Below are 23,755 nucleotides of genomic sequence, written 5' to 3'. Positions count from 1 at the left end.
TCCTCGGTAAGAGTCTAAGAGTGCCTTGCCCCTGACAGGTTGTCAAATATATGATAAGCACTGCTGTGATATGCTTTGCGAATGAATATCGAACTTCGCCAGCTGCGCTATTTCGCTACCGTCGCCGAGGAGCTGCATTTCGGCCGCGCCGCGCGCCGCTTGCATATGACTCAGCCGCCGCTGTCGCAAACCATCATGGCGCTGGAAGAGCTGCTGGGCGCTGCGCTGTTCGAACGCAACCGGCGCGGCGTGGCGCTGACTGCTGCCGGCGAAGCCCTGCTGCCGGAGGCGCGCCGGCTTCTTGAACAATCGGCCGCGCTGGCGGAACTGGTGCAGCGCGCCGCCACCGGCGCCAGCGGCCGATTGTCGCTGGCTTTCGTATCCTCAGCCGATTACAGCGTGCTGCCGCCCACCCTGCGCGCTTACCGCGCCGAGTACCCGCAAGTTGAAATCACGCTGAAGGAAGCAACCTCCGACCTGCAGCTCGACGACCTGCTGGAAGGCCGGGTCGATGCCGGCCTGCTGATCCCTCCCCTGCCCGACCGCGCGCGCCAGGAGCTCGATTACCTGCCCGTACTGAGCGAACCGCTGGTGCTGGCCGCGCCGGCGGGATTGCCGGCCCTGGCGCGCGCAGGCAAGCCAGGCGGCGCCGCCGATTTGCGCAAGCTGGCCGGCCTGCCGCTGATCATTTTCCCGCGCCATATCTCGCCCGGGCTGTACGATGCCATCCTGTCGGTGTTCCGCGAAGCCGGCATCACCGCCGAGGTGGGGCAGGAAGCGATCCAGATGCAGACCATCGTCAGCCTTGTATCGGCTGGCATGGGTATCGCACTTGTGCCACAATCCGTGTCGAATTTGCGCCGGCCCGGGGTGGAGTACCTGCCCCTGGTCCAGAGCACGCCGCTGGTGGAAACCGGCCTGGCCTGGCGGCGCGACAATGCCTCGCCCGTGCTGCGCGGCTTTTTGGAATTGATGAGAAAGAGAATCTGAATGCCGTTAATGCATCCAATGCCCGACCCGGTTGCCATCCACCTGGGCCCTGTGGCGATCCACTGGTATGGCCTGATGTACGTGCTGGCTTTTGCCATGTTCATCGGACTTGGCCGCCTGCGCATCAAGCAGCCGCATATCGCCAAGCAAGGCTGGACCAAGGAAGACCTGGACGACATGCTGTTCTACGGCATGCTGGGCGTGATCATGGGCGGACGCCTGGGCGAAGTATTCTTCTACCAGCCGGAAATGCTGCTGACGCCACTGCGCATCCTCAGGGTTTGGGAAGGCGGCATGAGCTTCCACGGCGGCTTCCTCGGCGTATTGATCGGCATGGCGCTGTGGGCGCGCAAACGCAAGCGCAACCTGCTGGACGTGTATGACTTCATCGCGCCGCTGGTGCCGCTGGGTTATGCCGCCGGCCGCATGGGCAACTTCATCAACGCCGAACTGCCGGGACGCATCGTCAGCGATCCGAACCTGCCTTGGGCGATGATCTATCCAAATGTAGGTCCGTTGCCACGCCACCCTTCGGCGATCTACCAGATGCTGGTCGACGGCATCCTGGTGTTCTGCATCCTGTGGCCCTTCGCCCGCAAGGCCCGTCCGCGCCTGGCGGTCGGCGCACTGTACGTGCTGCTGTATGGCTGCGCGCGATTCTTCACCGAGTGGTTCCGCACCCCGGACTGGGAGATCACCGTGGCCGGCCTGCCGATCACCTCCGGCCAGATGCTGTCGCTGCCGATGATCGTCGGCGCCATCGCCATGCTGGTGTGGGCCTACCGCTCAAACCAGCCCAATAGCGCCGGCCAGCGCGCCTAGGGCGATCAGCCACAGCGGATTCAATTTGGTCGCATAGGCCGCCGCTGCGGCGGCCAGCGCCAGCACGATGCCGCGCCACCCGGCGCCGGCCACGCTCAGGAACGTCCACGCGGCGCCGGCCAGCATGCCGGCCGCCAGCGGCGCCAGCGCATCGCGCAGCGCGCCGGCCCAGCGCCCTTCCCCGCCGCCATGGCGGTTGATGACCGTCCCCAGCGCCAGCACCAGGCAAGACGAAGGCACGATCGCCGCCAGGGTCACCACGACCGCGCCCAGCCAGCCCTTGATCATCCAGCCGATCAGCGTCACGAACAGCAGGTTCGGGCCAGGCGCCGCTTGCGCCAGCGCGTACATGGCAGCGAACTGTTGGTCTGTCAGCCAGTGGTTCTGCACCGAGACGTAATGGTGCACATCCGGCGCGACCAGCACCACGCCGCCGCCGATTGCCGTCAACGACAGCAGCGCCAGGTGCCAGGCGAGGCCGCCCAGTTTGACGTCGTCGTTCATGGTTTCCTCCAGACGAAGGCAAACAGCAGGAAGCCGATCGGCACCAGCGTGGCCACCACCGTGATGAGCCCGACCTTCGCCACGCCCAGGCCGGCGAACGCCGCTGCCAGCAGCGCGAGCTGCACCGCGCGGCGCGCACGCTGGGTCGTACCGCGCAGCATGCCGACCGCCAGCTTGAGCGCGGTCGCCAGGATCAGGCCCGACGCCGCGGCCGCCATGCCGCGCATGGCGTTGACGAACAGTGGATGGTGCGCCAGGCCCTGATAGGCTGCACCCAGCGCGATCACAATGAAGAACGGGCCAAGCAGGAGCCCCGCCAGCGCCGAGAAGCCGCCGGCCACGCCGGCATAGCGCTGGCCGACCATGACCGAGAGGTTGCAGATGGTGGGACCGGGTAGAAGCTGGGCAATGCTGAGGAGCTGGCCGAATTCAGCGGCCGTCAGCCACTGCGTCCGTTCGACCAGGTGGCGGTAGGCAAAGGGCAGCACGCCGCCAAAGCCCTGTATCGCCATGTGCGAGAAAACCTTGAACAGCGCCCAGCTGCCGACCCGTGCATCCTGCATCGCATCCCTCCCTTGCTACGCCGCGCATCCCCTCAGGTACATGCGTGATAGAACATATAGCCTGCCAGTGCAAACAGCACCACGGCAAAGACGCGCTTGAGCGCCGCCACATCCATCTTGTGTGCCATGCGCGCGCCGAGCGGCGCCATGGCCACGCTGGCGGCGACGATCACGGCCAGTGCCGGCAGGTAGACAAAGCCCAGCGAATGCGCCGGCAAGCCAGGCTCCGACCAGCCAAAGTAAATATTCGACAAGGTGCCTGACAAGGCGATCGGGAAACCCAGCGCCGCGCTGGTTGCTACCGCCTGGTGAATGCGCACATTACACCACGCCATGAACGGCACCGAGATAAACCCGCCGCCGGCGCCGACCAGCCCAGCCATGGTGCCGATTACCCCGCCGGCGGCGAACATGCCCGCCGTGCCTGGCAATTCGCGCCCGCCGGAAGGCTTCTTGTTGCGCAGCATCTGCGCTGCCGAAAACGCCACGAACAGCGCGAACAGCAGCGACAGCGCCGAAGCATTCATCTGCTTTCCGATCCACGGCCCAATCCACGAACCGATCACGATGCCCGGCGCCAGCAGCGCCACGATGCGCCATCGCACCGCGCCATGCCGGTGGTGCGCCCGCACCGAAGACAAGGAAGTGAACATGATCGTCGCCAGCGAGGTCGCAATCGCCATATGCACCACCAGCCCGGGTGCAAATCCCCTGGCCGTGAAGATCATGGTAATGAAGGGCACCAGCACCATGCCGCCGCCAATCCCCAGCAAGCCCGCCGCGTATCCGCCGCCAGCCCCCATCAGGAGCAGGATGCCGATCAGACTCCAATCCATCAATCGGCCTTCAGCAGCGCCATCACATGCTTCCACTGGGCCGGCGTGACCGGCGTGATCGACAGGCGGCTGCCCTTTTGCAGCACCACCATGTCTTCAAGCTGCGGCAGCGAACGCATTTCCGCCAGCGGCAGCAGGCGCGTCTTGCGCATCCCCTTCACGTCAACGGAAATCCAGCGCGGCTGCTCTTGCGTCGCCTTCGCATCGTAATAATGGCTCTTGGGATCGAACTGGGTGGCGTCGGGATAAGGGCCGCTGACCACTTCCGCGATGCCGGCAATGCCCGGCTCGGGACAGGAGGAATGGTAGAACAGGACGCCGTCGCCGACCTTCATCGCGTCGCGCATGAAGTTGCGGGCCTGGTAGTTGCGCACACCGAACCACGGCACTGTCTTGCCTTTGGCAGACATCACATCGTCGATGCTGACTTCGTCGGGCTCAGACTTCATCAACCAATATTGCATGGCGCTCCTCTGGGCGTAAAAAAACGGTTGCGCACCCTCAGGTGCACGCAACCGCTTTTATGGAATGAGGCCCCGCCTGTGCCGTTATGCCGGCATCCCGAACCTTACGGTTCAAGGTGGTTGCAGTTAGTTCAACTTCGGGTTCATCAGACTAGTGACGCTCACGCCCGCCGAACAAATTTCCACAACCGATGCATGTAAATGGTTCAAGGAATATATGGCAAATCTCGAACACCGCAGGGTGACACGAAGTTTACTCCTCAAACGTTTTTGGGGAAAGGCCTTTAAGACAATTTTTGGGAATTAGAAGAGATTCTCTTGCGGGGTCAGCGCATTGTCGAGCACCTTGTGCATGGCGCCCAGCTTCTCCTGCACTTCCAGCATGGACGGGCCGCCGTTGGCGGTTTTCGATGCCAGGAATTCAGCCGCCATGCCCAATGCCGCCATCACGGCGATGCGGTCATTGCCCTTGATCTTGCCGGCGTCGCGGATTGCGCTCATCTTTTTGTCGAGCAGGTTGGCCGCTTCGCGCAGTGCGCGTTCTTCGTCGGCCTTGCATGCCAGCTTGTAGGCCTGGCCCATGATGGTCACGTCGACATGGATCATTGTGCATCCTCAGGAATGTCTGCTTCGGCGGCAGGAATTTTATCCAGCAGCGCCATCACGCGTGCGTGCGCTTCCCCGAGGCGGCGTTGGTGTTCAAGATTATCGGCCACCAAGGCTGCATTGGCCTGGCGCAACTGAGCGTTCTCGCGGCGCAAGGATTGCGCGAGCTCCGCAAGGCGGTCGATTTTGTCGGAAAGTTCTTGGAAGTCAGCGATCATCCCGAAACTATAGAGCCGCACGATTGTACGGTCAACCTGGTGTTATACATGCTTACGATTGTAGCTCATTTGTAAGCGTGCCCTGCGATCTTCCGCGCCGCCGCCGCGATGTCGATGCACACGTCCTTGAACGCGCCGCAGATATCGGCCAGGTCATTGCCAAGTTCCCTGAACCAGATGGCGAGGCTCATGGTCTGTCTCCCGTGATTGAACCCCGCCATTACACCAGCCGAAAATGACAGGAGACCGCACGCCTTGATTACAAAGCTGTAATCGAGCACCGCCTGCATTGACGGCGCTTTCGCATTTCCTGACAATGCTTGGCATGAAAGCCCTACTGGTAGAAGACGAACAGCGGATCGCGAGCTTTGTATGCAGCGGATTGCGCGAACAAGGCATCCTGGTGGACCATTGCGAAGATGGGAACCAGGGCTACGATTACGCGCTGTCACGCCAGTACGACATCATTTTGCTCGACATCATGGTGCCGGGCCGCGACGGCCTGGCGATTCTGAAAGCCCTGCGCCGCGACGGCCGCGACACGCCGGTGATCCTGCTCACCGCCCGCAATGAGCTGGACGATCGGCTGGAAGGCCTGAACCTGGGCGCCGACGATTACCTGGCCAAGCCGTTCTACGTGGAAGAACTGATCGCCCGCATCCACGCCCTGCTGCGCCGCGTGAGCGGCGAACGGCAGAATGTGCTGACGGCCGGCCCGCTCAAATTGGACCGCCTGTCGCGCGTGGCCGAACTCGATGGCCGCGAAGTCGAGCTGACCAGCCGCGAATTCAACCTGATGGAATACCTGATGCGCGCGCCGGGCCGGGTCTATACCCGCACCCAGATCCTCGAGCATGTGTGGGGCTACGACTTCGATCCGCAAACCAATATGGTCGATGTCTGCATCCAGCGCCTGCGCAAAAAGCTGGCCTTGCCGGAGCATGTCGCCATCGAAGCCGTGCGCGGCGTCGGCTACCGCCTGCGCAAGCCGGACGGCGACGCATGAAGCCTGCGCGCCGGCCGTTCATCCGCTCCTTCCGCATCCGCATTGCGCTGATCACGACCGGGCTTGCCGTTGGCGTGATCGCAGCACTGTTCGTCGCCTCATCCCTGGTCGTCGTCGCACGCCGCGCCAGCATCCTGGACCGCATGATGGTGGCGCACCTGGCGGGACCGGGTTTCGGCACCAGGGCGCTGACCGTATGGCCCTCCATCGACGCCCACCTGAACGCCAGTTTCAGCGGCTTCGCACCGATCGAGAGCACCGAAAATTTCGCCATCCTGCGGGCGGTCGACGACCAGGCCGGCCTGCTGTACCAAAGCCCGAATTGGCCCAACTCCCTGTTGGTGCCGGAAGCGGCCGACAGCGAATTGCGCACTTACTATGGCGGCGGCACCCAGTGGCGCATCGGCCAGACGCGGCGCGGCAGCGTGCTGGTGCAGCTGGGCGTGAACACCACCTTGTCCGAAGCCCAGCTAAGGGCGACCATCTGGCGCTTTGGCGGCGCGGTGGTGCTGCTTTGCCTGGCGGTGGGCGCTGTGGCCTGGTACCTGGCCGGCCGCGCCATGCGCCCGATCGAGCACCTGAGCGGCGTGATGGAACGCATCCGCGCCAGCGATTTGCGGCAGCGCGTGGCAGCCGACGAAGAGGTGCTGGAATTCGAACGCCTGGTCACCGTGTTCAACGATATGCTGGACCGGCTGGAGCGCAGCTTCCTGCAGTCGGCGCGTTTCTCGGGCGATGCCGCGCACGAACTGCGCACACCGGTCTCAATCCTGCAGGGCGAACTGGAACGCGCGTTCGAACGCGCCGGCGCCTACCCGGAACTGGAGCAGTCGCTGGCCGACATGCTGGATGAAGTGCGCCGCCTCGACAACGTGGTGCGCAAGCTGCTGATGCTGTCGCGCGCCGATGCCGGCCAGCTGCAGATCCCGCTACAAGCGCTCGACCTGGTGCCGGTCCTGCGCGAGCTGGTCGACGACCTGGACATGATGGCGCCCGAGCGCCCGTTGCGGCTCGACCTGCCGCCACGCATGCCGGCCCGCGGCGATGCCGACCTGCTGCGCCAGGTGCTGCAAAACCTGGTCAGCAACGCGGTCAAATACGGCGTGCCGGAAGGCTGGATCGCCATCACCGGCCGCCGCAGCGCCACCGGCTGGCACATCGACGTGGCGAACGCCTCCGCCGGCATCGCCTTCGAACAGCGCGACCGCCTGTTCGACCGCTTTTACCGCGCCGGCCATGCCTACAACCGCCGCGTGGCAGGGGTGGGACTGGGCCTGGCGTTGGCGCGCGAAATCGCCCGTGCCCACGGCGGCGAACTGCGCCTGTCCGACTGCACGCCGGCCCAGGTCACCTTCAGCCTGACCTTGCCGGCAGGCGAAAGCGACAACTGACTAGCATTCCAGTCGTATCAAGCTCCCAAGAAATATAACCGTCCGGAAACGCAAAACACCCCGCGCTCATAGTGCGGACGCGCCGCCGCGCCCATGCCGCGCACGATTGCATGAGCTGCCGTTGCGATAGCAAGCTGAACTTGTCATTATTTATTTACGAAAAGACCACAAATTTTGACAAAGTTATGCTGGGAGGGACTATGCAGTACAAGCAGGTCGAACGGGTCGACCCTGCGCTGGATGCGACGCGCGCCGACGACCCCTTTCGCGATGACCGCTTGCTGGCGGAAATGCAGGACATCGTCACCGGGGAGAACACCTTCGGAATCAGATTAGTCGACACGCCCGAAGGGCGTAGCAAGGCGAGCATGCTGATTCACAAGATGTACGCCTGGCGTGGCCTGGAAGGCACCCATGCGCTATCCGATGATCCAAACCGCGTCACGCTCATGGCACACAGCCGTGATGAAGCGGTCGGCACGCTCACTCTCGGGCTGGACAGCCCATCCGGCATCCTGGCCGACCAGCTGTTCCGCGCCGAGATCGACGCCTTCCGGGCGCGCGGCAAACGCGTCTGCGAATTCATCAAGCTGGCCTTCGACATGGGGCCAAAATCGAAAAACTACCTGGCGGCCCTGATCCATCTGGCCGTCATGTTCGCTTACGACATCCATCGCTACGACGTGCTGTTCATCGAAGTGACGCCGCGCCATCGCCAGTTCTACCAGCGCATGCTTGGCTTCCGCCAGCTCGGCGAAGAGGTGGTCAACCCGCGCGTCAATGTGCGCGGGGTGCTGATGCATATCGAGCTGTCGTATATGAAAGAGCAGATCCGCCGCTTCGGCGGCCAGCCCGATTCCGATGAGCGTTCTTTCTATCCGCTGTTCTTCTCGCAGCATGAAGAAGCAGGAATCATCCATCGGCTACGGGAACAGGAATAAGCGCCATGGCTGAATCCAACACCGAACGCCAGTTCGATTATGCGCAAGCCTTCTCGCGCAATATCGGCTGGGTTACCGAGGCGGAGCAAGAGGCGTTGCGCAACAAGTGCGTGGCGATTGCCGGCGCCGGCGGTGTGGGCGGCGTGCATTTGCTGACGCTGGCGCGCATGGGGGTGGGCGCTTTCCACCTGGCCGACTTCGACACCTTCGACATCCCCAACTTCAACCGCCAGGCCGGCGCCTTCATGTCGACGCTGGGCCAGCCCAAGGTCGACGTGATGGCGCGCATGGCGCGCGACATCAACCCGGAGGTGAAAATCCGCACCTTCCCGCAAGGCGTCAACCAGGGCAACCTGCGCGATTTCCTGCAGGGGGCAGACGTGTATGTCGACGGGCTCGACTTCTTCGCCTTCGAAGCACGCAAGCAAACCTATGCCATGTGCGAGGCCCTGGGCGTGCCGGCCACCTGCGCGGCGCCGCTGGGCATGAGCGTGGCGGGCCTGAACTTCGTCCCCGGCGCCATGACCTTTGAAGAATACTTCGGCTGGGGCGACTTGCCGGAGCTCGACATGGCGATACGCTTCCTGGTCGGGCTGGCGCCGGCCGCCCTGCACCGCAGCTACCTGGTGCCCGGCGGGATCAACCTGGCCGAGCGTCGCGGCGCTTCGACCTCCATGGCTTGCCAGCTATGTTCCGGCGTGGCGGCCACCCAGGCCATCAAGATGATGCTCAAGCGCGGCAAGCTGCTTGCCGCGCCCCATGGCTTCCAGTACGACGCCTACCGTGACAAATTCATTACCACCTGGCGCCCCGGAGGCAATCGCCACCCATTGAACTGGCTCACTATCCAATTCGCCAAGCGCAAATTCTCGGCCATGCTGGCCGAGCAATCGAAATAAATGCCGATTAATATTAAATTAATACTCACCGCGCCCGCAGAATAAAAAGTCACACAAAATCTCAACAGCTGCGAATGCTCACCAAATATCTCATACAAGTCATTGAATTTGCTACTTAATATTAAGAAGCTACATGTCGGAATATTTTACAGAACATGCCACCATACGCAAACAACATGGTTTGAAAGTTAATACTAAGCGTTTGTTTTTTTGTCGTATTTTAAATGTGGCATACGTATTGCTTTGATAAGGATCATGACCTGATCAAAATTAGTGCTCAGTCATCCCAAAACTGGTGCTTTATCCTCTCAACGGAGAAATGTAATGAAGATTCTCACACCTAGCGTTCGCGGCCTGGCCGCCAGCATGCTGCTAGCATTTGGCGCACTGGCGACCGGCAGCGCAGCCGCTGCACCTTCTTTCCAGGTGAACCCAACCGGACTGGCACCTGCTGGCAACATCTTCACGGCTGACGCCCTCAACGGCGTGTCGTCGGCACGCGTAGCCTATACCGGCGTCGGCAACAACTACGTGTCGAACGGCTATATCGTCTTCAGCGGCTTTTCACTGAATTCGAATAACGTGTCGACCGCGGATACCCGTGTCAACTTCGACTACGGCCTGTACGCCACCTTCCACCAGGACTTCTCTTGCAGCGGCATTCTTGGCCCGGGCGTATCCTGTACCCCGACCGCCCTGTCGCTGCAGCTGTGGGCTGATGTCGGCAACGACAACACCTATAACCAGGCCGTGGTCGGGACCGATCCATCGGTCAACTTTGCCGGCGCACAAACCCAGCTGGCATGGTCCGACTTCGCCTACAACGGTGTCGGCGGCATCGACAACCTGGGCGGCGTGTTCCAGAACGTCACCATGAGCTGGTTCCTGACCGCTGAAGGCAAGGACTACTTCTTCGATCCGGATCCGTTCTACACCGCATCGTTCGCGGCATTCAACAACACCACGCAAGGCGTGGATTGCGATACCGTAGACTGCACCAATGCTCTCGACATCGCCATCACCCAGGAAGGCGGCATCCTCGACTTCGTCGCCCCAATCCCTGAACCTGGCGTGCTGGGCCTGCTCGGCATCGGCCTGCTCGGCATGTCTGGCGTGTATCGCCGCAAACAGCGTTAATCCCGCTGCTTGACGAAGATGGGACCGGCGACGGTCCCATTTTCATTTGTGGCAGCCCTCCGCTTCCCCCCCCTCCCGGCCACTCGCGCGCCCCGTCATTGCCACTCTGGCATGATTGCTATCAAACCAACGCTTGATCAATCGCAAAGAAATTCCCTTGAAAAGGGAAAGTGTCGTCCCTATAATTGTTGGCACTCGTTAGCCGAGAGTGCTAACAACTGTCAATAAACCGAGTAAAAGGAGTTTTGTATGAACCTTCGCCCTTTGCATGACCGCGTCATCGTCAAACGCCTGGACCAGGAAACCAAGACCGCGTCCGGCCTGATCATCCCTGATGCAGCCGCTGAAAAGCCAGACCAGGGTGAAGTGCTGGCAGTTGGCAACGGCAAAGTTGCTGACAACGGCACCGTGCGTGCTCTGGAAGTGAAAGTGGGCGACCGCGTTCTGTTCGGCAAATACGCCGGCCAAGCCGTTAAAGTTGACGGCCAGGAACTGCTGGTAATGCGCGAAGAAGACATCATGGCCGTGGTTCAGAAGTAATCACAGCCCCCTAGATAGAATTCAGGAGAAACAAACATGGCAGCTAAAGAAGTCATTTTCGGCGATTCCGCACGTGCCAAGATGGTCGAAGGCGTGAACATCCTCGCCAACGCAGTTAAAGTCACCCTGGGCCCTAAAGGCCGCAACGTGGTGCTGGAGCGCTCCTTCGGCGCCCCGACCGTCACCAAGGACGGCGTTTCGGTCGCTAAAGAGATCGAACTGAAAGACAAACTGATGAACATGGGCGCGCAGATGGTCAAGGAAGTTGCTTCCAAGACCTCCGACAACGCCGGTGACGGTACCACCACCGCCACCGTGCTGGCCCAGGCTATCGTGCGCGAAGGCATGAAGTACGTTGCCGCCGGCATGAACCCAATGGACCTGAAGCGCGGCATCGACAAGGCAGTTGCTGCCACCGTCGAACAGCTGAAGTCCATGTCCAAGCCAACCACCACCTCCAAGGAAATCGCCCAGGTTGGCGCGATCTCCGCCAACTCGGAAACCTCGATCGGCGACCGTATCGCTGAAGCGATGGAAAAAGTGGGCAAGGAAGGCGTCATCACCGTGGAAGACGGCAAGTCCCTGCACGACGAGCTGGACATCGTGGAAGGCATGCAGTTCGACCGCGGCTACCTGTCCCCATACTTCATCAACAACCAAGAGAAGCAAGTTGCCGTACTGGAGAACCCATTCGTTCTGCTGTGCGACAAGAAGATCGCCAACATCCGCGACCTGCTGCCAGTACTGGAGCAAGTAGCGAAAGCCGGCCGTCCACTGCTGATCATCGCTGAAGACATCGAAGGCGAAGCACTGGCGACCCTGGTGGTCAACAACATCCGCGGCATCCTGAAGACCTGCGCAGTGAAAGCCCCTGGCTTCGGCGACCGTCGCAAGGCAATGCTGGAAGACATCGCGATCCTGACCGGCGGCCAAGTTGTGGCTGAAGAAGTCGGCCTGACCCTGGAAAAAGCCACCCTGGCAGAACTGGGCCAAGCCAAGCGTATCGAAATCGGCAAGGAAAACACCATCGTCATCGACGGCGCAGGCGAAGCCTCCGCAATCGAAGGACGCGTGGCGCAGATCCGCACCCAGATCGACGGCGCTACCTCCGACTACGACCGCGAGAAACTGCAAGAGCGCGTGGCCAAGCTGGCCGGCGGTGTTGCCGTGATCAAGGTTGGCGCAGCCACCGAAGTCGAAATGAAAGAAAAGAAAGCCCGCGTTGAAGACGCACTGCACGCAACCCGCGCAGCTGTGGAAGAAGGCATTGTGCCAGGCGGCGGCGTAGCCCTGCTGCGCGCACGCGCAAACCTGAAGGTGAAAGGCGACAACGCCGACCAGGACGCAGGTATCAAGATCGTCCTGCGCGCAATGGAAGAGCCGCTGCGCATGATCGTCACCAACGCCGGCGAAGAAGCTTCGGTAGTTGTGAACGCAGTGCTGGCTGGTTCCGGCAACTACGGCTACAACGCTGCCAATGGCACCTACGGCGACATGGTTGAAATGGGCGTTCTGGACCCAGCTAAAGTGACCCGTTCGGCCCTGCAGAACGCAGCGTCCATCGCTGGCCTGATGCTGACCACCGACTGCATGGTTGCTGAAGTCGTAGAAGACAAAGCAGCCGGCGGCATGGGCGGTATGGGCGGTATGGGCGGCATGGGCGGCATGGACGGCATGATGTAATAGCCGACAGCCTCACCGCTGACGAAAAAGCCTGCAAGGTTTGCGCCTTGCAGGCTTTTTTATGTACCATGCCGCCATGACGAACGAAACCATCACCTGCCCCACCCACGGCGAAAGCCAATTCGCCTTTGTTTGCAAACACCTGATCGCGAACCCGGCCCAAAAGTGGCACTGCGGCTATCCGGAACAAGACGAGCCTTGGCGCGATGCCTGGTGTTCCGCCTGCAATGAAGCTTTCGAGCGCGAAGGCGAATGGAACGAGAGTAACGAAGGCGAAGCCGATATCGGCATGCTGTGCGGCCACTGCTACGAGGACGGCATCGCGCAAAGCGTCACCAACATGGATGACGCCACGGCGACGGCCTGGTCCGAATATCTCGAGACGCAATGCGATGCGCAGCAGGCGAAGCAGAAATCGATGCTCGAAAATTTGCAGATCAGCGACTATCCTCGCTGGGATTATTATCAGGAAACCGCGCAATTGGTCTTCTCAGGCGGTGAGCAACCCGACCTGGTGGCCGACGTCGAATTCGTCGGCACGCTTTCGACGGCCAGCGACACCTGGATGTGGTCGTGGGCGAATTTCAGCCTGCTCGAGCCGGTTCGTTCGCGCATCGAAGCCGTGCGCGAGTTTGGCGAAGAACACGGCTACCCTCTTCTCACCGTCCCGAAGTGGAAAGCCTCTGCGCAGGATGGCTGGCATATGACAGCCTTGGCGCTCGACATCCTTGGCGGACTGGGCGTCTATCGCGCACCAAGCGAGAACGGCTTTATCTTCATGATCGTCATGTCTGCCCAGTTACGCAAATAATTTCCATAAGGCACCAAAAGCCGGCAAATTGCAGCAATTTATCGGCTTCTTTGTTTTTAAGCCAAATTGTCGTGCTACAATCTTGATATTCTTTGCGCAACTCTAATTTAATTTAGACAATATGAAAAAATTCCTTGCTGTCATGCTGTTCCTCGCTGCTGGTGCCGCCTCGGCCGGCCCCATTGAACTGCTCACCAATGGCAGCTTTGAGAAAAATGGAGTGGGTTCCGGCTCCTGGACCATCAAATCCGCACTGGATGGTTGGACCGTCGGCACCAAAGGCGTCGAGGTGCGCAATAACGTCGCCGGCACGGCGCAGAACGGCAGCAACTTCCTGGAACTGGACTCCACCGCCAATAGCTGGATCAGCCAGACCATCGACACCATCGCCGGTGGCAAATACGACCTGTCCTTCTACTACGCCCCACGCGAAAACACTGCAGCCAAGACCAACGGCATCGACGTGCTGTGGAACGGCACGCTGCTGAAGCACCTCGAAGGCGACAACTTCACTTCGAAGACCAATTGGATCAAGATCGACCTGTCGATGTTTGCCGTCGGCAGCCTGTCGACCCTGAGCTTCCAGGCTTCCGGCATCAGCGACAGCATTGGCGGTTCGCTCGATAACGTATCGCTGACGGCCGTACCTGAGCCGGCAACCATCGCCTCGATGCTGCTTGGCCTCGGCCTGATGGGCTTTACTCTGCGCCGCCGCAAGCAGTAAGCGTCCGCTCTCCGTTTTTAAAGCCTGCCAGGTTCGCGCCTCGCAGGCTTTTCTCATTGTCGCGCCGAAAAATCGAGCCCTTGTGTACGCTGTACAGGCATGGATACCCACAAAGAATTTGCGCCCCTGGCGTTACTTGCCAGCTTTGCCGCTTGCTTCACTGCCGCCGCATTGGGTGCGCTGGCAACTACCGACGCGCAGACTTTCTACGACGCATTGCAGCGACCCAATTGGGCTCCGCCGGCCTCGCTATTCGGCCCCGTCTGGTCGCTGCTTTATGCCATGATGGCCATCGCGGCATGGATCATGTGGCGCAAGCATGCATTCCAACGCGATCCCGCATTGACAGTGTTATTCGCCGTGCAGCTAGGCCTGAATGCCTTGTGGAGCTGGATCTTCTTTCGATGGCATAGCGGTCTGTTCGCCTTCATCGATATACTTGCGCTGATCGCAGCGGTCGCCATTGTCATCATTAAATTCTGGTCCAGGAGCCGGATTGCCTCAACGCTGATGTGGCCATACCTGTGCTGGCTTGCATTTGCGGCAACGCTCAACTGGAGTCTCTGGCGCCAGAACCCAATCCTGTGACTGTGATCTGTTAGTATTGGCGCACTTTCACCGCAGGGATGCGCAACATATGTCTTCTTCCCGAAAATCCGCTATTGCCGGCACTGTTGCCGGACTTCTTCTTGCCGGTATCGGCGCCTGGTATGCAAGCAATCACAAAGCCAACGTGGCCGCTACGCAGTTATCCGCAGCAGCACCGGCGCCAGTGACCATGCCAGCGGCAAAGGCGAACGTGAGCCGCGACCAGGCAGTTGAAAAGCTGATGGCGCTGCCAGAACTGAAGCACCTGGCGGACACCATCGAAAAACGCAGCGGCGGCGAGCGGCACGGTGCGCTGCTTGAAACAGATCCTGCGCCGCGCGATGTGAAAGGCAGCCCGTACTACCAGCTCATTTTCGTAGAGAACGGCGACGATATGGCGCAGGCAGTGGCCAGCTTCCTGGTCTCGCACGTGAACGGCGAAATCCTCGTCGAAGACGATGTCAGCGGCGAACTGATGTCCATCGATCAATGGCGCAAAGGCCTGAAGGACTAAACCATGTACACCCTCTACTACGGCCGCGGCGCGGCTAGCCTGGCGATCCATGCGGCGCTGAAAGAGATCGGCGTGCCTTACGATCTGGTGGCAATCGACCTCGATGGCGGCCAGCAGCGCAGCGCCGAATACCTGCGCATCAACCCACAGGGCAAGGTTCCCACTCTCCTCATCGACGGCAAGCCTTTCACCGAATCGGCTGCCCTCATGATGATGCTGGCCGAACGCCATCCGCAATCGAACCTGGCGCCGCCGGCCGGTTCGCTGGCACGGGCCGAATGGTATGAATTGATCGTGACGATGGCAGTTAGCCTGGGCAGCAACTTCCGGCTGTGGTTCTACCCGTCCGACGTCGCCAGCACGAATGAAGACAGCGCGCTGCGCACTGCAATCCAGCAGCGCATCGAATCGATGTGGGCGACTCTGGATGCCCGCCTGGCCGACAATGGCCCTTACCTGCTGGGCGATACATTCTCCGGCGCGGACCTGATGCTGACCATGTATATGCGCTGGTCGCGTAATATGCCTCGCCCTGCAACTGCATGGCCTGCGCTGCAAAAATATGCCGACATGATGCGCGCCCGCCCAAGCTGGCGCCACATTTCGGAAGTCGAAGCATTAACTGGATGGTAAAAGATGTTCAAGAAGTTGTTTGCGGCGTTCAGCGCCAAATCGAAGATCCGCGCTGACGCAGCGTATGGCACGGACGAATTAATCACGGTGCACAAGATGCTGTTCGCCGACGATGTTGGCCAGCTCTTTGGAGATGCTCCCGATGCGCGCGTGGTACAGGCCATCGCCCAGGATGCCAATGAAGAATCCCGCGTGCGCCTGCTGGCCGCGCAATGGCTGCGCGCCAACGGCCACGCGCCTGCCGCGCCGGAAGTGCTGGGCGTGGTGATCGAAGTACCGCTGGATGGCAGCATGGACACCCTGGCTGCCTACGCCGACGGGCGTGTGCGCTATATCAACCAGACCGGACGCACTGCGGTATTCGAAGGCGCGCCGGCCGATGTGGCAGCCCAGGCGAAAACCCTGGTGGCAAGCGCCATCCCGGCTTTCGTCAAGGCATCCACGCAAAAACCGGTCTATGCTCCGGGCGCGGGCCAGTTGCGTTTCACTTTCCTGTCGCAGGATGGCAACCGGGTAACCGATGGCTTCTTCAGCGACATCGTGCGCGATGAACTGGCCAAGCCCGTCCTCGAGCAAGGCCAGCGCCTGCTGGACCTGGTGGTCAGGCAGGGGAACGCGCAGTAAGCGCTGCGGGTGCGCTCTGCACTCGCCCAACCCACCATACCGAGAAGAAAATCAGCGCCGAGGCGATGATGCCGATGGTGTCGTAGCCAAGCAGGTGGCCGGCCGCATCGGTATGCACCAGCATACCGCCGGCGAAGGCGCCAATCCCGGTTCCCATCTGCTGTACCGCCGCATTCGCGCTCAGGAAAGCGCCGCGCCGCTTCGGTTCGGGAATGGTGGTCAGCAGCGCCTGCAGCGGCACGAAACGGCCCGACATCGCGACCATGAAGAACGGGAAGAACAGCATGATCGCCAGCAGCGGGATTTTCGGCATATGCGTCATGAACAGCGTTGGCATGATCGAGAACAGGGCCACCCAGCGGAACACAGAATGCTTGCCGGCGCGGTCCGACCAGCCGCCGATCAGGCGTGAGCTGAACAGGGTTGCGATGCCGCCGCACAGATACACGTAGCTGATCTGCGCCGGTTCGATGCCGAGGTTCCCCACCAGCATCGGCGAGATAAACGGAATCACCATCATGCCGCTGACCGTGACCACGAAGCACAGCAGGAAGCCGCGCAAGTGGGCGCCTACCGTGAACAGGCCAAACAGTTCGGGCAGCACGCGCGCCAACGGTACCGCTGCATTTGCCAGGTGTGCGGTCATCGATGGCAGCGCGCGTGCAGCGACCAGCCACACGATCATCGACAGCACAACCAGCAGGTAGAACGGCGACTGCCAGCCGAAATGGGCGCCAAGCATGACGCCGATCGGCACGCCGGCGATTGCGGCCATGCTGAAGGAAGTCATCACGACGCCGGTGGCGGCGCCGCGGCGTTCCTGTGGAATCAGGTCGGCGATGATGGACATGCTGATCGCGCCAAGCACGCCACCGGTCATGCCGGCAAAGGCGCGCGACAGCACCAGTACGTGGAAATTCGGCGCCAGTGCACAGGCCAGGTTCGACAGGTTGAACAGCATGAACACGGTCAGCTGCAACTTCTTGCGGTCAAAGCGGTCGGCATAGGTCGCCGCCAGCAAGCCGGAAAGTCCGGCGCACCAGGCGTAAGCCGATACAGCGCCGGAAACCTGGGCCGCCGAAATGGTGAATGCCTTCATCAGCTGCGGCGCGAGCGGCATCATGACCATGAAGTCCATGATGACGGTAAATTGGATGAACGCCAGCAGCCAGAGGACGGTGCGTTCGCGTTGAGGAGTAAGAGTCTGTTGCATCAGTTGAGTTCGTTAATTTCATTGATGGCGCGCTTGAGGATAGCGCGAATTGCGTCGATGTGTTCGCGCGTGCTGCGAGGACCTCGGCCACGGGTAATCACGGCGTCTTTCAGGGCATGCATCAGCGTGCGCAAATCGCCGCCGTCCTCGCCCCGCGCGTTCTCGACCAGGCGAGCCATATAGGCGTCGACCATATTGCGGTTTTCGTCGAGGAACTGCTGCCCTTCCGGCAGCACCGAATACAGCTTCTTGTTGCCATCCTTGACGATGTCGACGTGGCCCATGTCGGCCATCATCGACAACAGCGGGTAAATCGCGCCGGGGCTGGGTGAATAGCTGCCGCCGGTCAGCGTTTCCAGTTCCTTGATGATTTCGTAACCGTGGCGCGGCTTGTCGGCAATCAGTTGCAACACAACGTAGCGCATGGCGCCGGCGTCAAACATCTTCGGACCGCGGCCGCCGCCGCGCTGGTGATGGTGGTGTTCGTGGTGCAGCCGATGGTGGCCGCGGAAAAAATGGAACATAGCTGTTTCTCGAATAGTTAAGATATATCGTAGTAAGATATATCGTAAACCATTCCAGAAAGATTGCAAGCAAAAAAAACGGGCCTTGCGGCCCGTTCTTAACTATCGAGGTGGGAGATCTGTAGTCGCCTGCTTTCCTGCACCGTGCCGTTGGCCTTGTGCTCGAGCACCAGTTCGGCGTTCTGTTCATCCAGCGAAATGCCGACCGACAGGATGTCGATCAGCAGCAGTTGCAGGATGCGCGAAATCATCGACAGGAAGGCGCTGCTGTCTTCCGAATGGTCAACCGCCAGGCAGACCGTGGCCTTCTTGGCCAGCGGCGACTGGCTGCTGGTGATGGCGATGACGTCGGCGCCGGCGTTGCGGGCCGACTCCACCGCTTCCACCAATTCCGGCAACTTGCCTGAGTTGGAGATTGCGATCACCACGTCGCCTGGTTTCAGCAGTTCGGAGGCCAGCTTGAACAAATGCGAGTCGCCATAGGCCGCGGTCGGAATGCGGAAGCGGAAAAATTTATGCTGGCCGTCCAGCGCCACCACGCGCGAATTGCCCATGGCGTAGAACTCGACCTTCTTGGCCTTCGACAGCAGCTCGATCGCGCGGTCCAGCGAATGCACGTCCATCTGGTCGCGGAATTTCAGGATCGCGGAGACGGTGTTGTCGATCACCTTGGCGCTCAGGTCGTGCGTGCTGTCGGACACGCGCACCTGGCTGTGGCGCACCGGAATGGCGCCGGTCAGGCTGGAGGCAAACTTCAGCTTGAAGTCCGCCAGACCCTGGAAGCCAAGCGAGCGGCAGAAACGGATCACGGTCGGCTGCGACACTTCCGCCAGGCGGGCAATGTCGGCAATCGGTTCGTTCAGCACCAGGCGCGGCTGCTCGATCACCAGCTGCGCCACGCGCTGTTCGGCCGGGGTCAATTCCGACTTCAGCGACTGCACACGCTCCATCAGCGTGTTGGCGCCGGTGCGGCCGCGCAGGTGTTCGGACAAAATCGTGGCAACGCCGTAGAAGGCTGGATTCGGCGTGGTGATCACATACGTCGGGATATCGGCCAGGTAGGACGAGAAGCGGCCCTTGGCTTCAAAACGGCTGCGGAATGGCGATTCCCTGAACCATTCCCCCATGCGCGGCACAATGCCGCCGCCGATGAAGATGCCGCCGAAGGAGCCCAGCGTCACCGCCAGGTTGGCCGCGGCGCCGCCCAGCATGGCGCAGAAGCACTCCAGCACTTCGACGCACAGTTCGTTCTTGTCTTTCAATGCGCCGGCGATGATCTGCTGCGACGTCAGGTCGCGCACGCTCAGGCCGTTGCGGCGCGCCAGGGCACGGTAAATGATCTCCATGCCTGGCCCGGAAATCAGGCGTTCGTTCGAAACGTGCGGCCAGGTCTGCCAGGCGTATTGCAGGATCGCGTATTCACGCTCGTCGGCCGGCGCAAAATTGGTATGGCCGCCTTCGGAACCAAGGGTTACGAATCCGTCCGTGGTCGGGATCACGCCGGAGCAGCCCAGGCCAGTGCCGGGGCCGAGCACGCCGATCACTGAATTCTGCGCCGGGGTGCCGCCGCCGACCTGCATCAGGTCGTCCGCCTTGAAGCCAGGGATGGCCATTGCCAATGCAGTGAAGTCGTTTACTACCAGCAGGGTATGCAGGCCCAGTTCGCGCCGCACTTCGTCGGTGGAGAATTGCCAGTCGCGGTTGGTCATGCGAATGTAATCGCCATGCACCGGGTTGGCCAGCGCCAGCGCGCCGTGATTGAGGCTGATGTCTCCGTGGTCCGCCAGGTAGTTGCGCAGCAGCGGAACGATGCCGGTGAAGTCGTCGCACTGCAGCACGCGCACCGACTGGAATTCGCCGGGAGCGGTTTGCAGCGCCAGGCGCGCGTGGGTGGCACCGATGTCAGCCAGCAGGCGGGGCCCGTCCGCAAAAGCGGATCGGTTAGCTTTTGGGTCTGCCTCTATCTGTTTCATTGTCTTTTAAGTATTAGATAATGCCTTAAAGGCGGGAGGATACCCGAAAAACAAGGCCCCGTGCGTAGACGGGGCCTCTTATATTTATACTGCGTAGCCGAACCACGCGCCATAGCCTGGCAATTGGACCTCGCCGTCCACCACTTCGCCCGGCAAACCAGGCTGCTCCAGCTTCTGCGCGCCTCGGGCCTGCGGCAGCGGGAAATTCACCGGCGCGGCGCCCAGGTTGAACACCGCGATCACGCTGCGCTCCCCCTCCAGCTCGCGCCGCAGGGCCAGTACCGGCTCCGGCGCGTCGTAGAACACGATGTCGCCGCGGGTCAGCTGCGGCATGGTCTTACGCCAGGCGATCATGCGGCGCGCGAAGTTCAGCGGCGAATTCGGGTCTTCTTCCTGCACCGAAGCGGCGATGGCCTTATGCTCTTCGGCCACCGGCAGCCATGGGATGCCGGAAGTGAAGCCGCCATGCGCGCCTTCAGTCCAGGCAATCGGCGTACGGCAGCCGTCGCGGCCCTTGAACTCGGGCCAGAAGGTCTTGCCATACGGGTCCTGGATCAGCTCATAAGGCACATCGGCCTCGCTGAACGCCAGTTCATCACCCTGGTAAAGGCAAGGAGTGCCTTTCAGCGACAACTGCATGGCCAACACCAGCTTGGCGAACGCCGCCTGGTTGCTCATGCCCTTCCAGCGCGTCACCACGCGTACCGCGTCGTGGTTGCCGACCGACCAAGATGGCTGGCCGTCCTTGACGCGCGCCTTGAAGTCTTCCACCTGCTTGCGGATGTGGCCTGCGCTGTTGTCTGCGGTCAGCAGGTTGAAGCTGTAGGCCATGTGCAGCTTGTTGCCGCCGGCGGTGTATTCAGCCATGACGGCCAGCGAATCGTCGGCGCCCACCTCGCCGATCGCCACCGCGCCGTATTCATCCAGCAGCACGCGCAGCTTTTCGAGGAAGGCCACGTTTTCAGGCTGGCTCTTGTCGTGGATATGCGCCTGCATGCCGTATGGATTGGCGTCGCTCACGGTGGAGGTGTCGCGCACCAGGGCCGGCGGATTGCTGCGCAACTGCCGATCATGGAAGTGGAAGTTGCAGGCGTCCATGCGCACGCCGTCGACGCCGCGTTTCAGCCAGAAGCGCAGCGCGTCGATGTGGGCTTGCTGTACGTCCGGATGGTGGAAATTCAGGTCCGGCTGGCTGACCAGGAAGTTGTGCATGTAGTACTGCTTGCGGCGCGAATCCCACTGCCACGACGAGCCGCCGAAAACGGACAGCCAGTTATTCGGCGGATTCCCGTCCGGCAGCGGATCGGCCCAGACATACCAGTCGGATTTAGGATTGTCGCGCGATGAACGGCTCTCCTTGAACCAAGGGTGGTCTTCGGAGGTGTGGGACATGACCTGGTCGATCATGATCTTCAGGCCCAGGCCATGGGCCTTGGCGATCATCCGGTCGAAGTCGGCCAGGCTGCCGAACATCGGGTCGACGTCGCAGTAATCGGCCACGTCGTAGCCGAAATCGCGCATCGGGGATTTGAAAAATGGGGAAATCCAGATGATGTCGACGCCCAGCTTGGCGATGTAGTCGAGGCGATCGGTAATACCATTCAGGTCGCCGATGCCGTCACCATTGGTGTCGAGGTAACTGCGCGGATAAACCTGATAAATGATTGCTTCTTTCCACCAAGGTGTGCTCATATTTCGAATCCCGATAAAAAACAGTTATGTAGATAATATACATGATGAATGGGGGAAGTTCAAATACTATGATTCCTTACAAATCAAACACTTACAGTTTTTGATGTAGCCAAACTACATGTAAGTGAAACCAGTAGTTGCCAATGCGGGTGGGTTCGCATAGCATCGCGGCCATTATTCGAATCGGGAGACTTCATGTCGACGCAAGAACTGGAACAGGGTAACGGGCCGATGCCCCGGCAAATCCCGTACATCATCACCAACGAGGCCTGCGAACGTTTCAGTTTTTACGGCATGCGCAACATCCTTGTGCCATTCCTGATCAGCACCCTGCTGCTGTTCATCCCTTCCGAGCACCGCGCCAGCGAAGCGAAGCACGTATTCCATACTTTCGTGATCGGCGTGTATTTCTTCCCGCTGCTGGGCGGCTGGCTGTCGGACCGCTACTTCGGCAAATACAACACGGTGTTCTGGTTCTCGCTGATTTATTGCGCAGGACATGCCTGCCTGGCCCTGTTCGAGAGCAACCTGAATGGCTTCTACTTCGGCCTGTTCCTGATTGCCTTCGGTTCGGGCGGCATCAAGCCTTTGGTGGTGTCCTTCGTCGGCGACCAGTTCGACCAGACTAACAAGAAGAAGGCCAAGGTCGTATTCGACGCCTTCTACTGGAGCATCAACTTCGGCTCCTTCTTCGCCTCCCTGCTGATGCCGATCTTCCTGAGGGACTATGGCCCGGCCGTCGCTTTTGGTATCCCGGGCATCCTGATGTTCGTCGCCACCATGGTGTTCTGGGCCGGCCGCAGGAAGTACGTGCACGTGCCGCCGTCGCAACCGAGCGAAGAATCCTTCACCCGCGTTGCCAAGACTGCGCTGCTGTCGGCCACGCCTGGCCAATCCCGTCCGGGCCTGACTGTTGCCATGATTGGCGTGGCCGCCGCGCTGGTGTCGCTGGCCATGACCCCGTCCTGGGGCTTCGTGATTGCTGCCTGCACGGCGTTGGTACTGGTGATGGCCTTTGGCGGCATCGGCACTTCGATGCAGCTTGAGCGCGCACGCGGCAAGCATAGCGACGAGGCAGTGAATGGCGTGCGTGCCGTTCTGCGCATCTTCATCGTGTTTGCAATGGTGACGCCGTTCTGGTCCCTGTTCGACCAGAAGGCTTCGACCTGGATCGTGCAGGCCAACGACATGGTGCATCCAACCTACGAAATCCTGGGCTGGTCGTTCTCCTTCGTGCCGGCACAGATGCAGGCATTGAACCCGCTGCTGGTGATGCTGCTGATCCCGTTCAATAACATCGCCCTGTTCCCGCTGCTGCGCAAGCTGGGCATCGAACCGACGCCGCTGCGCCGCATGGGCACCGGCATCTTCGTGTCCGCCCTGGCCTGGGTGGTGATCGGCACGCTGCAGGTGGTGATGGATGGCGGCACGCCGGTGTCGATGGCCTGGCAGATCCTGCCTTATGCACTGCTGACGTTTGGCGAAGTGCTGGTGTCCGCCACCGGCCTGGAATTCGCCTACTCGCAGGCACCTTCGTCGATGAAGGGCGTGATCATGGCCCTGTGGTACCTGGCGGTCACCGTCGGCAACCTGTGGGTATTGATCCTGAACGCCGGCGTGAAGAACGACGCCGTGTCGGCCTATATAAAGAGCACCGGCTTCTCCGTGATGGCATTCCAGATGTACTTCTTTGCCGCCTTCGCCGCGCTGGTGGCGGGCTGCTTCGCACTGTACGCGATGCGCTACAAGATGGTGGACTTCTACCGCAAGGAACCGGAGCCGCAAGTCTGCTACGGCTCCACGCCGGAACCACAGAAAGCTTAAGGCGAAAATCCGCACAAACCGTGGCGGGAATTCCG

At 60.9% G+C, this 23,755-nt stretch carries 27 protein-coding genes and 1 other RNA gene; 16 read left to right on the top strand and 12 right to left on the bottom strand.

What is annotated here, in order from left to right; translation table 11 throughout:
* Positions 1-81 precede the first annotated feature (81 nt).
* Positions 82-990, top strand: a complete 909-nt coding sequence (locus ACQ4MM_RS19165; RefSeq protein WP_431478839.1) for a LysR family transcriptional regulator — start codon at positions 82-84, stop codon at positions 988-990.
* On the top strand, positions 991-1,812 hold the full coding sequence (gene lgt, locus ACQ4MM_RS19160) for a prolipoprotein diacylglyceryl transferase (protein WP_431478838.1): 822 nt from the start codon (positions 991-993) through the stop codon (positions 1,810-1,812).
* Here the strand turns inward: lgt and ACQ4MM_RS19155 are convergent.
* From ACQ4MM_RS19155 to ACQ4MM_RS19120, 8 genes are all read right to left on the bottom strand, one after another.
* Positions 1,777-2,316 carry a chromate transporter gene (locus ACQ4MM_RS19155; RefSeq protein WP_431478837.1) on the bottom strand — a complete coding sequence of 180 codons (540 nt, stop codon included), beginning with the start codon at positions 2,314-2,316 and terminating at the stop codon, positions 1,777-1,779. The genes lgt and ACQ4MM_RS19155 overlap by 36 nt on opposite strands.
* Positions 2,313-2,879 carry a chromate transporter gene (locus tag ACQ4MM_RS19150; RefSeq protein WP_431478836.1) on the bottom strand — a complete coding sequence of 189 codons (567 nt, stop codon included), beginning with the start codon at positions 2,877-2,879 and terminating at the stop codon, positions 2,313-2,315. The genes ACQ4MM_RS19155 and ACQ4MM_RS19150 overlap by 4 nt, the downstream gene beginning before the upstream one ends.
* 32 nt (positions 2,880-2,911) lie before the next feature.
* Positions 2,912-3,715, bottom strand: coding sequence for a sulfite exporter TauE/SafE family protein (locus ACQ4MM_RS19145; protein ID WP_431478835.1), 804 nt, complete (start codon positions 3,713-3,715; stop codon positions 2,912-2,914).
* The gene (locus ACQ4MM_RS19140; protein ID WP_431478834.1) at positions 3,715-4,179 is read right to left on the bottom strand and encodes an EVE domain-containing protein; all 465 of its coding nucleotides are present in this window, start codon (positions 4,177-4,179) and stop codon (positions 3,715-3,717) included. The genes ACQ4MM_RS19145 and ACQ4MM_RS19140 overlap by 1 nt, the downstream gene beginning before the upstream one ends.
* A gap of 65 nt (positions 4,180-4,244) precedes the next feature.
* Positions 4,245-4,425, bottom strand: a non-coding RNA gene (gene ssrS / locus ACQ4MM_RS19135) — 6S RNA.
* A gap of 57 nt (positions 4,426-4,482) precedes the next feature.
* Entirely contained in the window at positions 4,483-4,785 is a 303-nt protein-coding gene (locus ACQ4MM_RS19130) for a cell division protein ZapA (protein ID WP_431478833.1), read from the bottom strand.
* Positions 4,782-5,003 (bottom strand): hypothetical protein, encoded by a 222-nt coding sequence (locus tag ACQ4MM_RS19125; RefSeq protein WP_431478832.1) that lies wholly within the window; start codon positions 5,001-5,003, stop codon positions 4,782-4,784. The genes ACQ4MM_RS19130 and ACQ4MM_RS19125 overlap by 4 nt, the downstream gene beginning before the upstream one ends.
* Positions 5,004-5,068: 65 nt before the next feature.
* Positions 5,069-5,194: a hypothetical protein gene (locus tag ACQ4MM_RS19120; protein WP_431478831.1), complete on the bottom strand. Its 126-nt coding sequence runs from the start codon at positions 5,192-5,194 to the stop codon at positions 5,069-5,071.
* 134 nt (positions 5,195-5,328) lie between these two features.
* Between ACQ4MM_RS19120 and ACQ4MM_RS19115 the strand changes: the two genes are divergently transcribed.
* The 13 genes from ACQ4MM_RS19115 (at position 5,329) to ACQ4MM_RS19055 (ending at position 16,494) form a co-directional block, all read left to right on the top strand.
* Positions 5,329-6,009: a response regulator transcription factor gene (locus ACQ4MM_RS19115; protein WP_431478830.1), complete on the top strand. Its 681-nt coding sequence runs from the start codon at positions 5,329-5,331 to the stop codon at positions 6,007-6,009.
* Positions 6,006-7,400 carry an ATP-binding protein gene (locus ACQ4MM_RS19110; RefSeq protein WP_431478829.1) on the top strand — a complete coding sequence of 465 codons (1,395 nt, stop codon included), beginning with the start codon at positions 6,006-6,008 and terminating at the stop codon, positions 7,398-7,400. The genes ACQ4MM_RS19115 and ACQ4MM_RS19110 overlap by 4 nt, the downstream gene beginning before the upstream one ends.
* Positions 7,401-7,600: 200 nt before the next feature.
* Positions 7,601-8,341: an N-acyl amino acid synthase FeeM domain-containing protein gene (locus tag ACQ4MM_RS19105; protein ID WP_431478828.1), complete on the top strand. Its 741-nt coding sequence runs from the start codon at positions 7,601-7,603 to the stop codon at positions 8,339-8,341.
* 5 nt (positions 8,342-8,346) lie between these two features.
* On the top strand, positions 8,347-9,240 hold the full coding sequence (locus tag ACQ4MM_RS19100) for a ThiF family adenylyltransferase (protein WP_431478827.1): 894 nt from the start codon (positions 8,347-8,349) through the stop codon (positions 9,238-9,240).
* 324 nt (positions 9,241-9,564) lie between these two features.
* The gene (gene pepA / locus ACQ4MM_RS19095) at positions 9,565-10,377 is read left to right on the top strand and encodes a flocculation-associated PEP-CTERM protein PepA (RefSeq protein ID WP_431478826.1); all 813 of its coding nucleotides are present in this window, start codon (positions 9,565-9,567) and stop codon (positions 10,375-10,377) included.
* A 249-nt stretch (positions 10,378-10,626) separates the two neighbouring features.
* On the top strand, positions 10,627-10,917 hold the full coding sequence (gene groES / locus ACQ4MM_RS19090) for a co-chaperone GroES (protein ID WP_028101749.1): 291 nt from the start codon (positions 10,627-10,629) through the stop codon (positions 10,915-10,917).
* Between the two features lie 36 nt (positions 10,918-10,953).
* Complete coding sequence (gene groL / locus ACQ4MM_RS19085) at positions 10,954-12,600, top strand: chaperonin GroEL (protein ID WP_431478825.1); 1,647 nt, start codon at positions 10,954-10,956, stop codon at positions 12,598-12,600.
* A 76-nt stretch (positions 12,601-12,676) separates the two neighbouring features.
* Positions 12,677-13,411 (top strand): DUF6882 domain-containing protein, encoded by a 735-nt coding sequence (locus tag ACQ4MM_RS19080; protein ID WP_431478824.1) that lies wholly within the window; start codon positions 12,677-12,679, stop codon positions 13,409-13,411.
* A 121-nt stretch (positions 13,412-13,532) separates the two neighbouring features.
* A complete protein-coding gene (locus tag ACQ4MM_RS19075) occupies positions 13,533-14,135 on the top strand; it encodes a PEP-CTERM sorting domain-containing protein (RefSeq protein ID WP_431478823.1) in 603 nt (200 codons plus the stop codon).
* Positions 14,136-14,234: 99 nt separating this feature from the next.
* Entirely contained in the window at positions 14,235-14,723 is a 489-nt protein-coding gene (locus ACQ4MM_RS19070; protein ID WP_431478822.1) for a TspO/MBR family protein, read from the top strand.
* Positions 14,724-14,772: 49 nt separating this feature from the next.
* Complete coding sequence (locus ACQ4MM_RS19065; RefSeq protein ID WP_431478821.1) at positions 14,773-15,237, top strand: hypothetical protein; 465 nt, start codon at positions 14,773-14,775, stop codon at positions 15,235-15,237.
* Between the two features lie 3 nt (positions 15,238-15,240).
* Complete coding sequence (locus ACQ4MM_RS19060) at positions 15,241-15,870, top strand: glutathione S-transferase family protein (protein WP_431478820.1); 630 nt, start codon at positions 15,241-15,243, stop codon at positions 15,868-15,870.
* 3 nt (positions 15,871-15,873) lie between these two features.
* Complete coding sequence (locus ACQ4MM_RS19055; RefSeq protein ID WP_431478819.1) at positions 15,874-16,494, top strand: hypothetical protein; 621 nt, start codon at positions 15,874-15,876, stop codon at positions 16,492-16,494.
* Here the strand turns inward: ACQ4MM_RS19055 and ACQ4MM_RS19050 are convergent.
* The 4 genes from ACQ4MM_RS19050 to ACQ4MM_RS19035 form a co-directional block, all read right to left on the bottom strand.
* The gene (locus ACQ4MM_RS19050) at positions 16,472-17,707 is read right to left on the bottom strand and encodes an MFS transporter (RefSeq protein ID WP_431478818.1); all 1,236 of its coding nucleotides are present in this window, start codon (positions 17,705-17,707) and stop codon (positions 16,472-16,474) included. The two genes, ACQ4MM_RS19055 and ACQ4MM_RS19050, sit on opposite strands and share 23 nt — an antisense overlap.
* Positions 17,707-18,231, bottom strand: coding sequence for a PadR family transcriptional regulator (locus ACQ4MM_RS19045; protein WP_431478817.1), 525 nt, complete (start codon positions 18,229-18,231; stop codon positions 17,707-17,709). Before ACQ4MM_RS19045 ends, ACQ4MM_RS19050 begins: the two co-directional genes overlap by 1 nt.
* 98 nt (positions 18,232-18,329) lie before the next feature.
* On the bottom strand, positions 18,330-20,204 hold the full coding sequence (locus tag ACQ4MM_RS19040; protein WP_431478816.1) for a glucokinase: 1,875 nt from the start codon (positions 20,202-20,204) through the stop codon (positions 18,330-18,332).
* Positions 20,205-20,288: 84 nt separating this feature from the next.
* On the bottom strand, positions 20,289-21,896 hold the full coding sequence (locus ACQ4MM_RS19035) for an alpha-glucosidase (protein WP_431478815.1): 1,608 nt from the start codon (positions 21,894-21,896) through the stop codon (positions 20,289-20,291).
* A 195-nt stretch (positions 21,897-22,091) separates the two neighbouring features.
* Here ACQ4MM_RS19035 and ACQ4MM_RS19030 point away from each other — a divergent pair, with 195 nt between their 5' ends.
* Complete coding sequence (locus tag ACQ4MM_RS19030; protein WP_431478814.1) at positions 22,092-23,720, top strand: oligopeptide:H+ symporter; 1,629 nt, start codon at positions 22,092-22,094, stop codon at positions 23,718-23,720.
* Positions 23,721-23,755 lie beyond the last annotated feature (35 nt).

The organism is Massilia eburnea, assembly GCF_050709955.1.
In the GTDB taxonomy this organism is placed as follows: Bacteria; Pseudomonadota; Gammaproteobacteria; order Burkholderiales; family Burkholderiaceae_D; genus Rugamonas; species Rugamonas eburnea_A.
This window is presented reverse-complemented; position numbering and strand designations above follow the sequence as displayed.

What these genes read in the sequence shown, in the direction of transcription:
- ACQ4MM_RS19165 (WP_431478839.1), top strand. Translation starts at nt 82, where the DNA reads ATGAATATCGAACTTCGCCAGCTGCGCTATTTCGCTACCGTCGCCGAG.
- lgt (WP_431478838.1), top strand. Translation starts at nt 991, where the DNA reads ATGCCGTTAATGCATCCAATGCCCGACCCGGTTGCCATCCACCTGGGC.
- ACQ4MM_RS19155 (WP_431478837.1), bottom strand. Translation starts at nt 2,316, where the DNA reads ATGAACGACGACGTCAAACTGGGCGGCCTCGCCTGGCACCTGGCGCTG.
- ACQ4MM_RS19150 (WP_431478836.1), bottom strand. Translation starts at nt 2,879, where the DNA reads ATGCAGGATGCACGGGTCGGCAGCTGGGCGCTGTTCAAGGTTTTCTCG.
- ACQ4MM_RS19145 (WP_431478835.1), bottom strand. Translation starts at nt 3,715, where the DNA reads ATGGATTGGAGTCTGATCGGCATCCTGCTCCTGATGGGGGCTGGCGGC.
- ACQ4MM_RS19140 (WP_431478834.1), bottom strand. Translation starts at nt 4,179, where the DNA reads ATGCAATATTGGTTGATGAAGTCTGAGCCCGACGAAGTCAGCATCGAC.
- ACQ4MM_RS19130 (WP_431478833.1), bottom strand. Translation starts at nt 4,785, where the DNA reads ATGATCCATGTCGACGTGACCATCATGGGCCAGGCCTACAAGCTGGCA.
- ACQ4MM_RS19125 (WP_431478832.1), bottom strand. Translation starts at nt 5,003, where the DNA reads ATGATCGCTGACTTCCAAGAACTTTCCGACAAAATCGACCGCCTTGCG.
- ACQ4MM_RS19120 (WP_431478831.1), bottom strand. Translation starts at nt 5,194, where the DNA reads ATGAGCCTCGCCATCTGGTTCAGGGAACTTGGCAATGACCTGGCCGAT.
- ACQ4MM_RS19115 (WP_431478830.1), top strand. Translation starts at nt 5,329, where the DNA reads ATGAAAGCCCTACTGGTAGAAGACGAACAGCGGATCGCGAGCTTTGTA.
- ACQ4MM_RS19110 (WP_431478829.1), top strand. Translation starts at nt 6,006, where the DNA reads ATGAAGCCTGCGCGCCGGCCGTTCATCCGCTCCTTCCGCATCCGCATT.
- ACQ4MM_RS19105 (WP_431478828.1), top strand. Translation starts at nt 7,601, where the DNA reads ATGCAGTACAAGCAGGTCGAACGGGTCGACCCTGCGCTGGATGCGACG.
- ACQ4MM_RS19100 (WP_431478827.1), top strand. Translation starts at nt 8,347, where the DNA reads ATGGCTGAATCCAACACCGAACGCCAGTTCGATTATGCGCAAGCCTTC.
- pepA (WP_431478826.1), top strand. Translation starts at nt 9,565, where the DNA reads ATGAAGATTCTCACACCTAGCGTTCGCGGCCTGGCCGCCAGCATGCTG.
- groES (WP_028101749.1), top strand. Translation starts at nt 10,627, where the DNA reads ATGAACCTTCGCCCTTTGCATGACCGCGTCATCGTCAAACGCCTGGAC.
- groL (WP_431478825.1), top strand. Translation starts at nt 10,954, where the DNA reads ATGGCAGCTAAAGAAGTCATTTTCGGCGATTCCGCACGTGCCAAGATG.
- ACQ4MM_RS19080 (WP_431478824.1), top strand. Translation starts at nt 12,677, where the DNA reads ATGACGAACGAAACCATCACCTGCCCCACCCACGGCGAAAGCCAATTC.
- ACQ4MM_RS19075 (WP_431478823.1), top strand. Translation starts at nt 13,533, where the DNA reads ATGAAAAAATTCCTTGCTGTCATGCTGTTCCTCGCTGCTGGTGCCGCC.
- ACQ4MM_RS19070 (WP_431478822.1), top strand. Translation starts at nt 14,235, where the DNA reads ATGGATACCCACAAAGAATTTGCGCCCCTGGCGTTACTTGCCAGCTTT.
- ACQ4MM_RS19065 (WP_431478821.1), top strand. Translation starts at nt 14,773, where the DNA reads ATGTCTTCTTCCCGAAAATCCGCTATTGCCGGCACTGTTGCCGGACTT.
- ACQ4MM_RS19060 (WP_431478820.1), top strand. Translation starts at nt 15,241, where the DNA reads ATGTACACCCTCTACTACGGCCGCGGCGCGGCTAGCCTGGCGATCCAT.
- ACQ4MM_RS19055 (WP_431478819.1), top strand. Translation starts at nt 15,874, where the DNA reads ATGTTCAAGAAGTTGTTTGCGGCGTTCAGCGCCAAATCGAAGATCCGC.
- ACQ4MM_RS19050 (WP_431478818.1), bottom strand. Translation starts at nt 17,707, where the DNA reads ATGCAACAGACTCTTACTCCTCAACGCGAACGCACCGTCCTCTGGCTG.
- ACQ4MM_RS19045 (WP_431478817.1), bottom strand. Translation starts at nt 18,231, where the DNA reads ATGTTCCATTTTTTCCGCGGCCACCATCGGCTGCACCACGAACACCAC.
- ACQ4MM_RS19040 (WP_431478816.1), bottom strand. Translation starts at nt 20,204, where the DNA reads ATGAAACAGATAGAGGCAGACCCAAAAGCTAACCGATCCGCTTTTGCG.
- ACQ4MM_RS19035 (WP_431478815.1), bottom strand. Translation starts at nt 21,896, where the DNA reads ATGAGCACACCTTGGTGGAAAGAAGCAATCATTTATCAGGTTTATCCG.
- ACQ4MM_RS19030 (WP_431478814.1), top strand. Translation starts at nt 22,092, where the DNA reads ATGTCGACGCAAGAACTGGAACAGGGTAACGGGCCGATGCCCCGGCAA.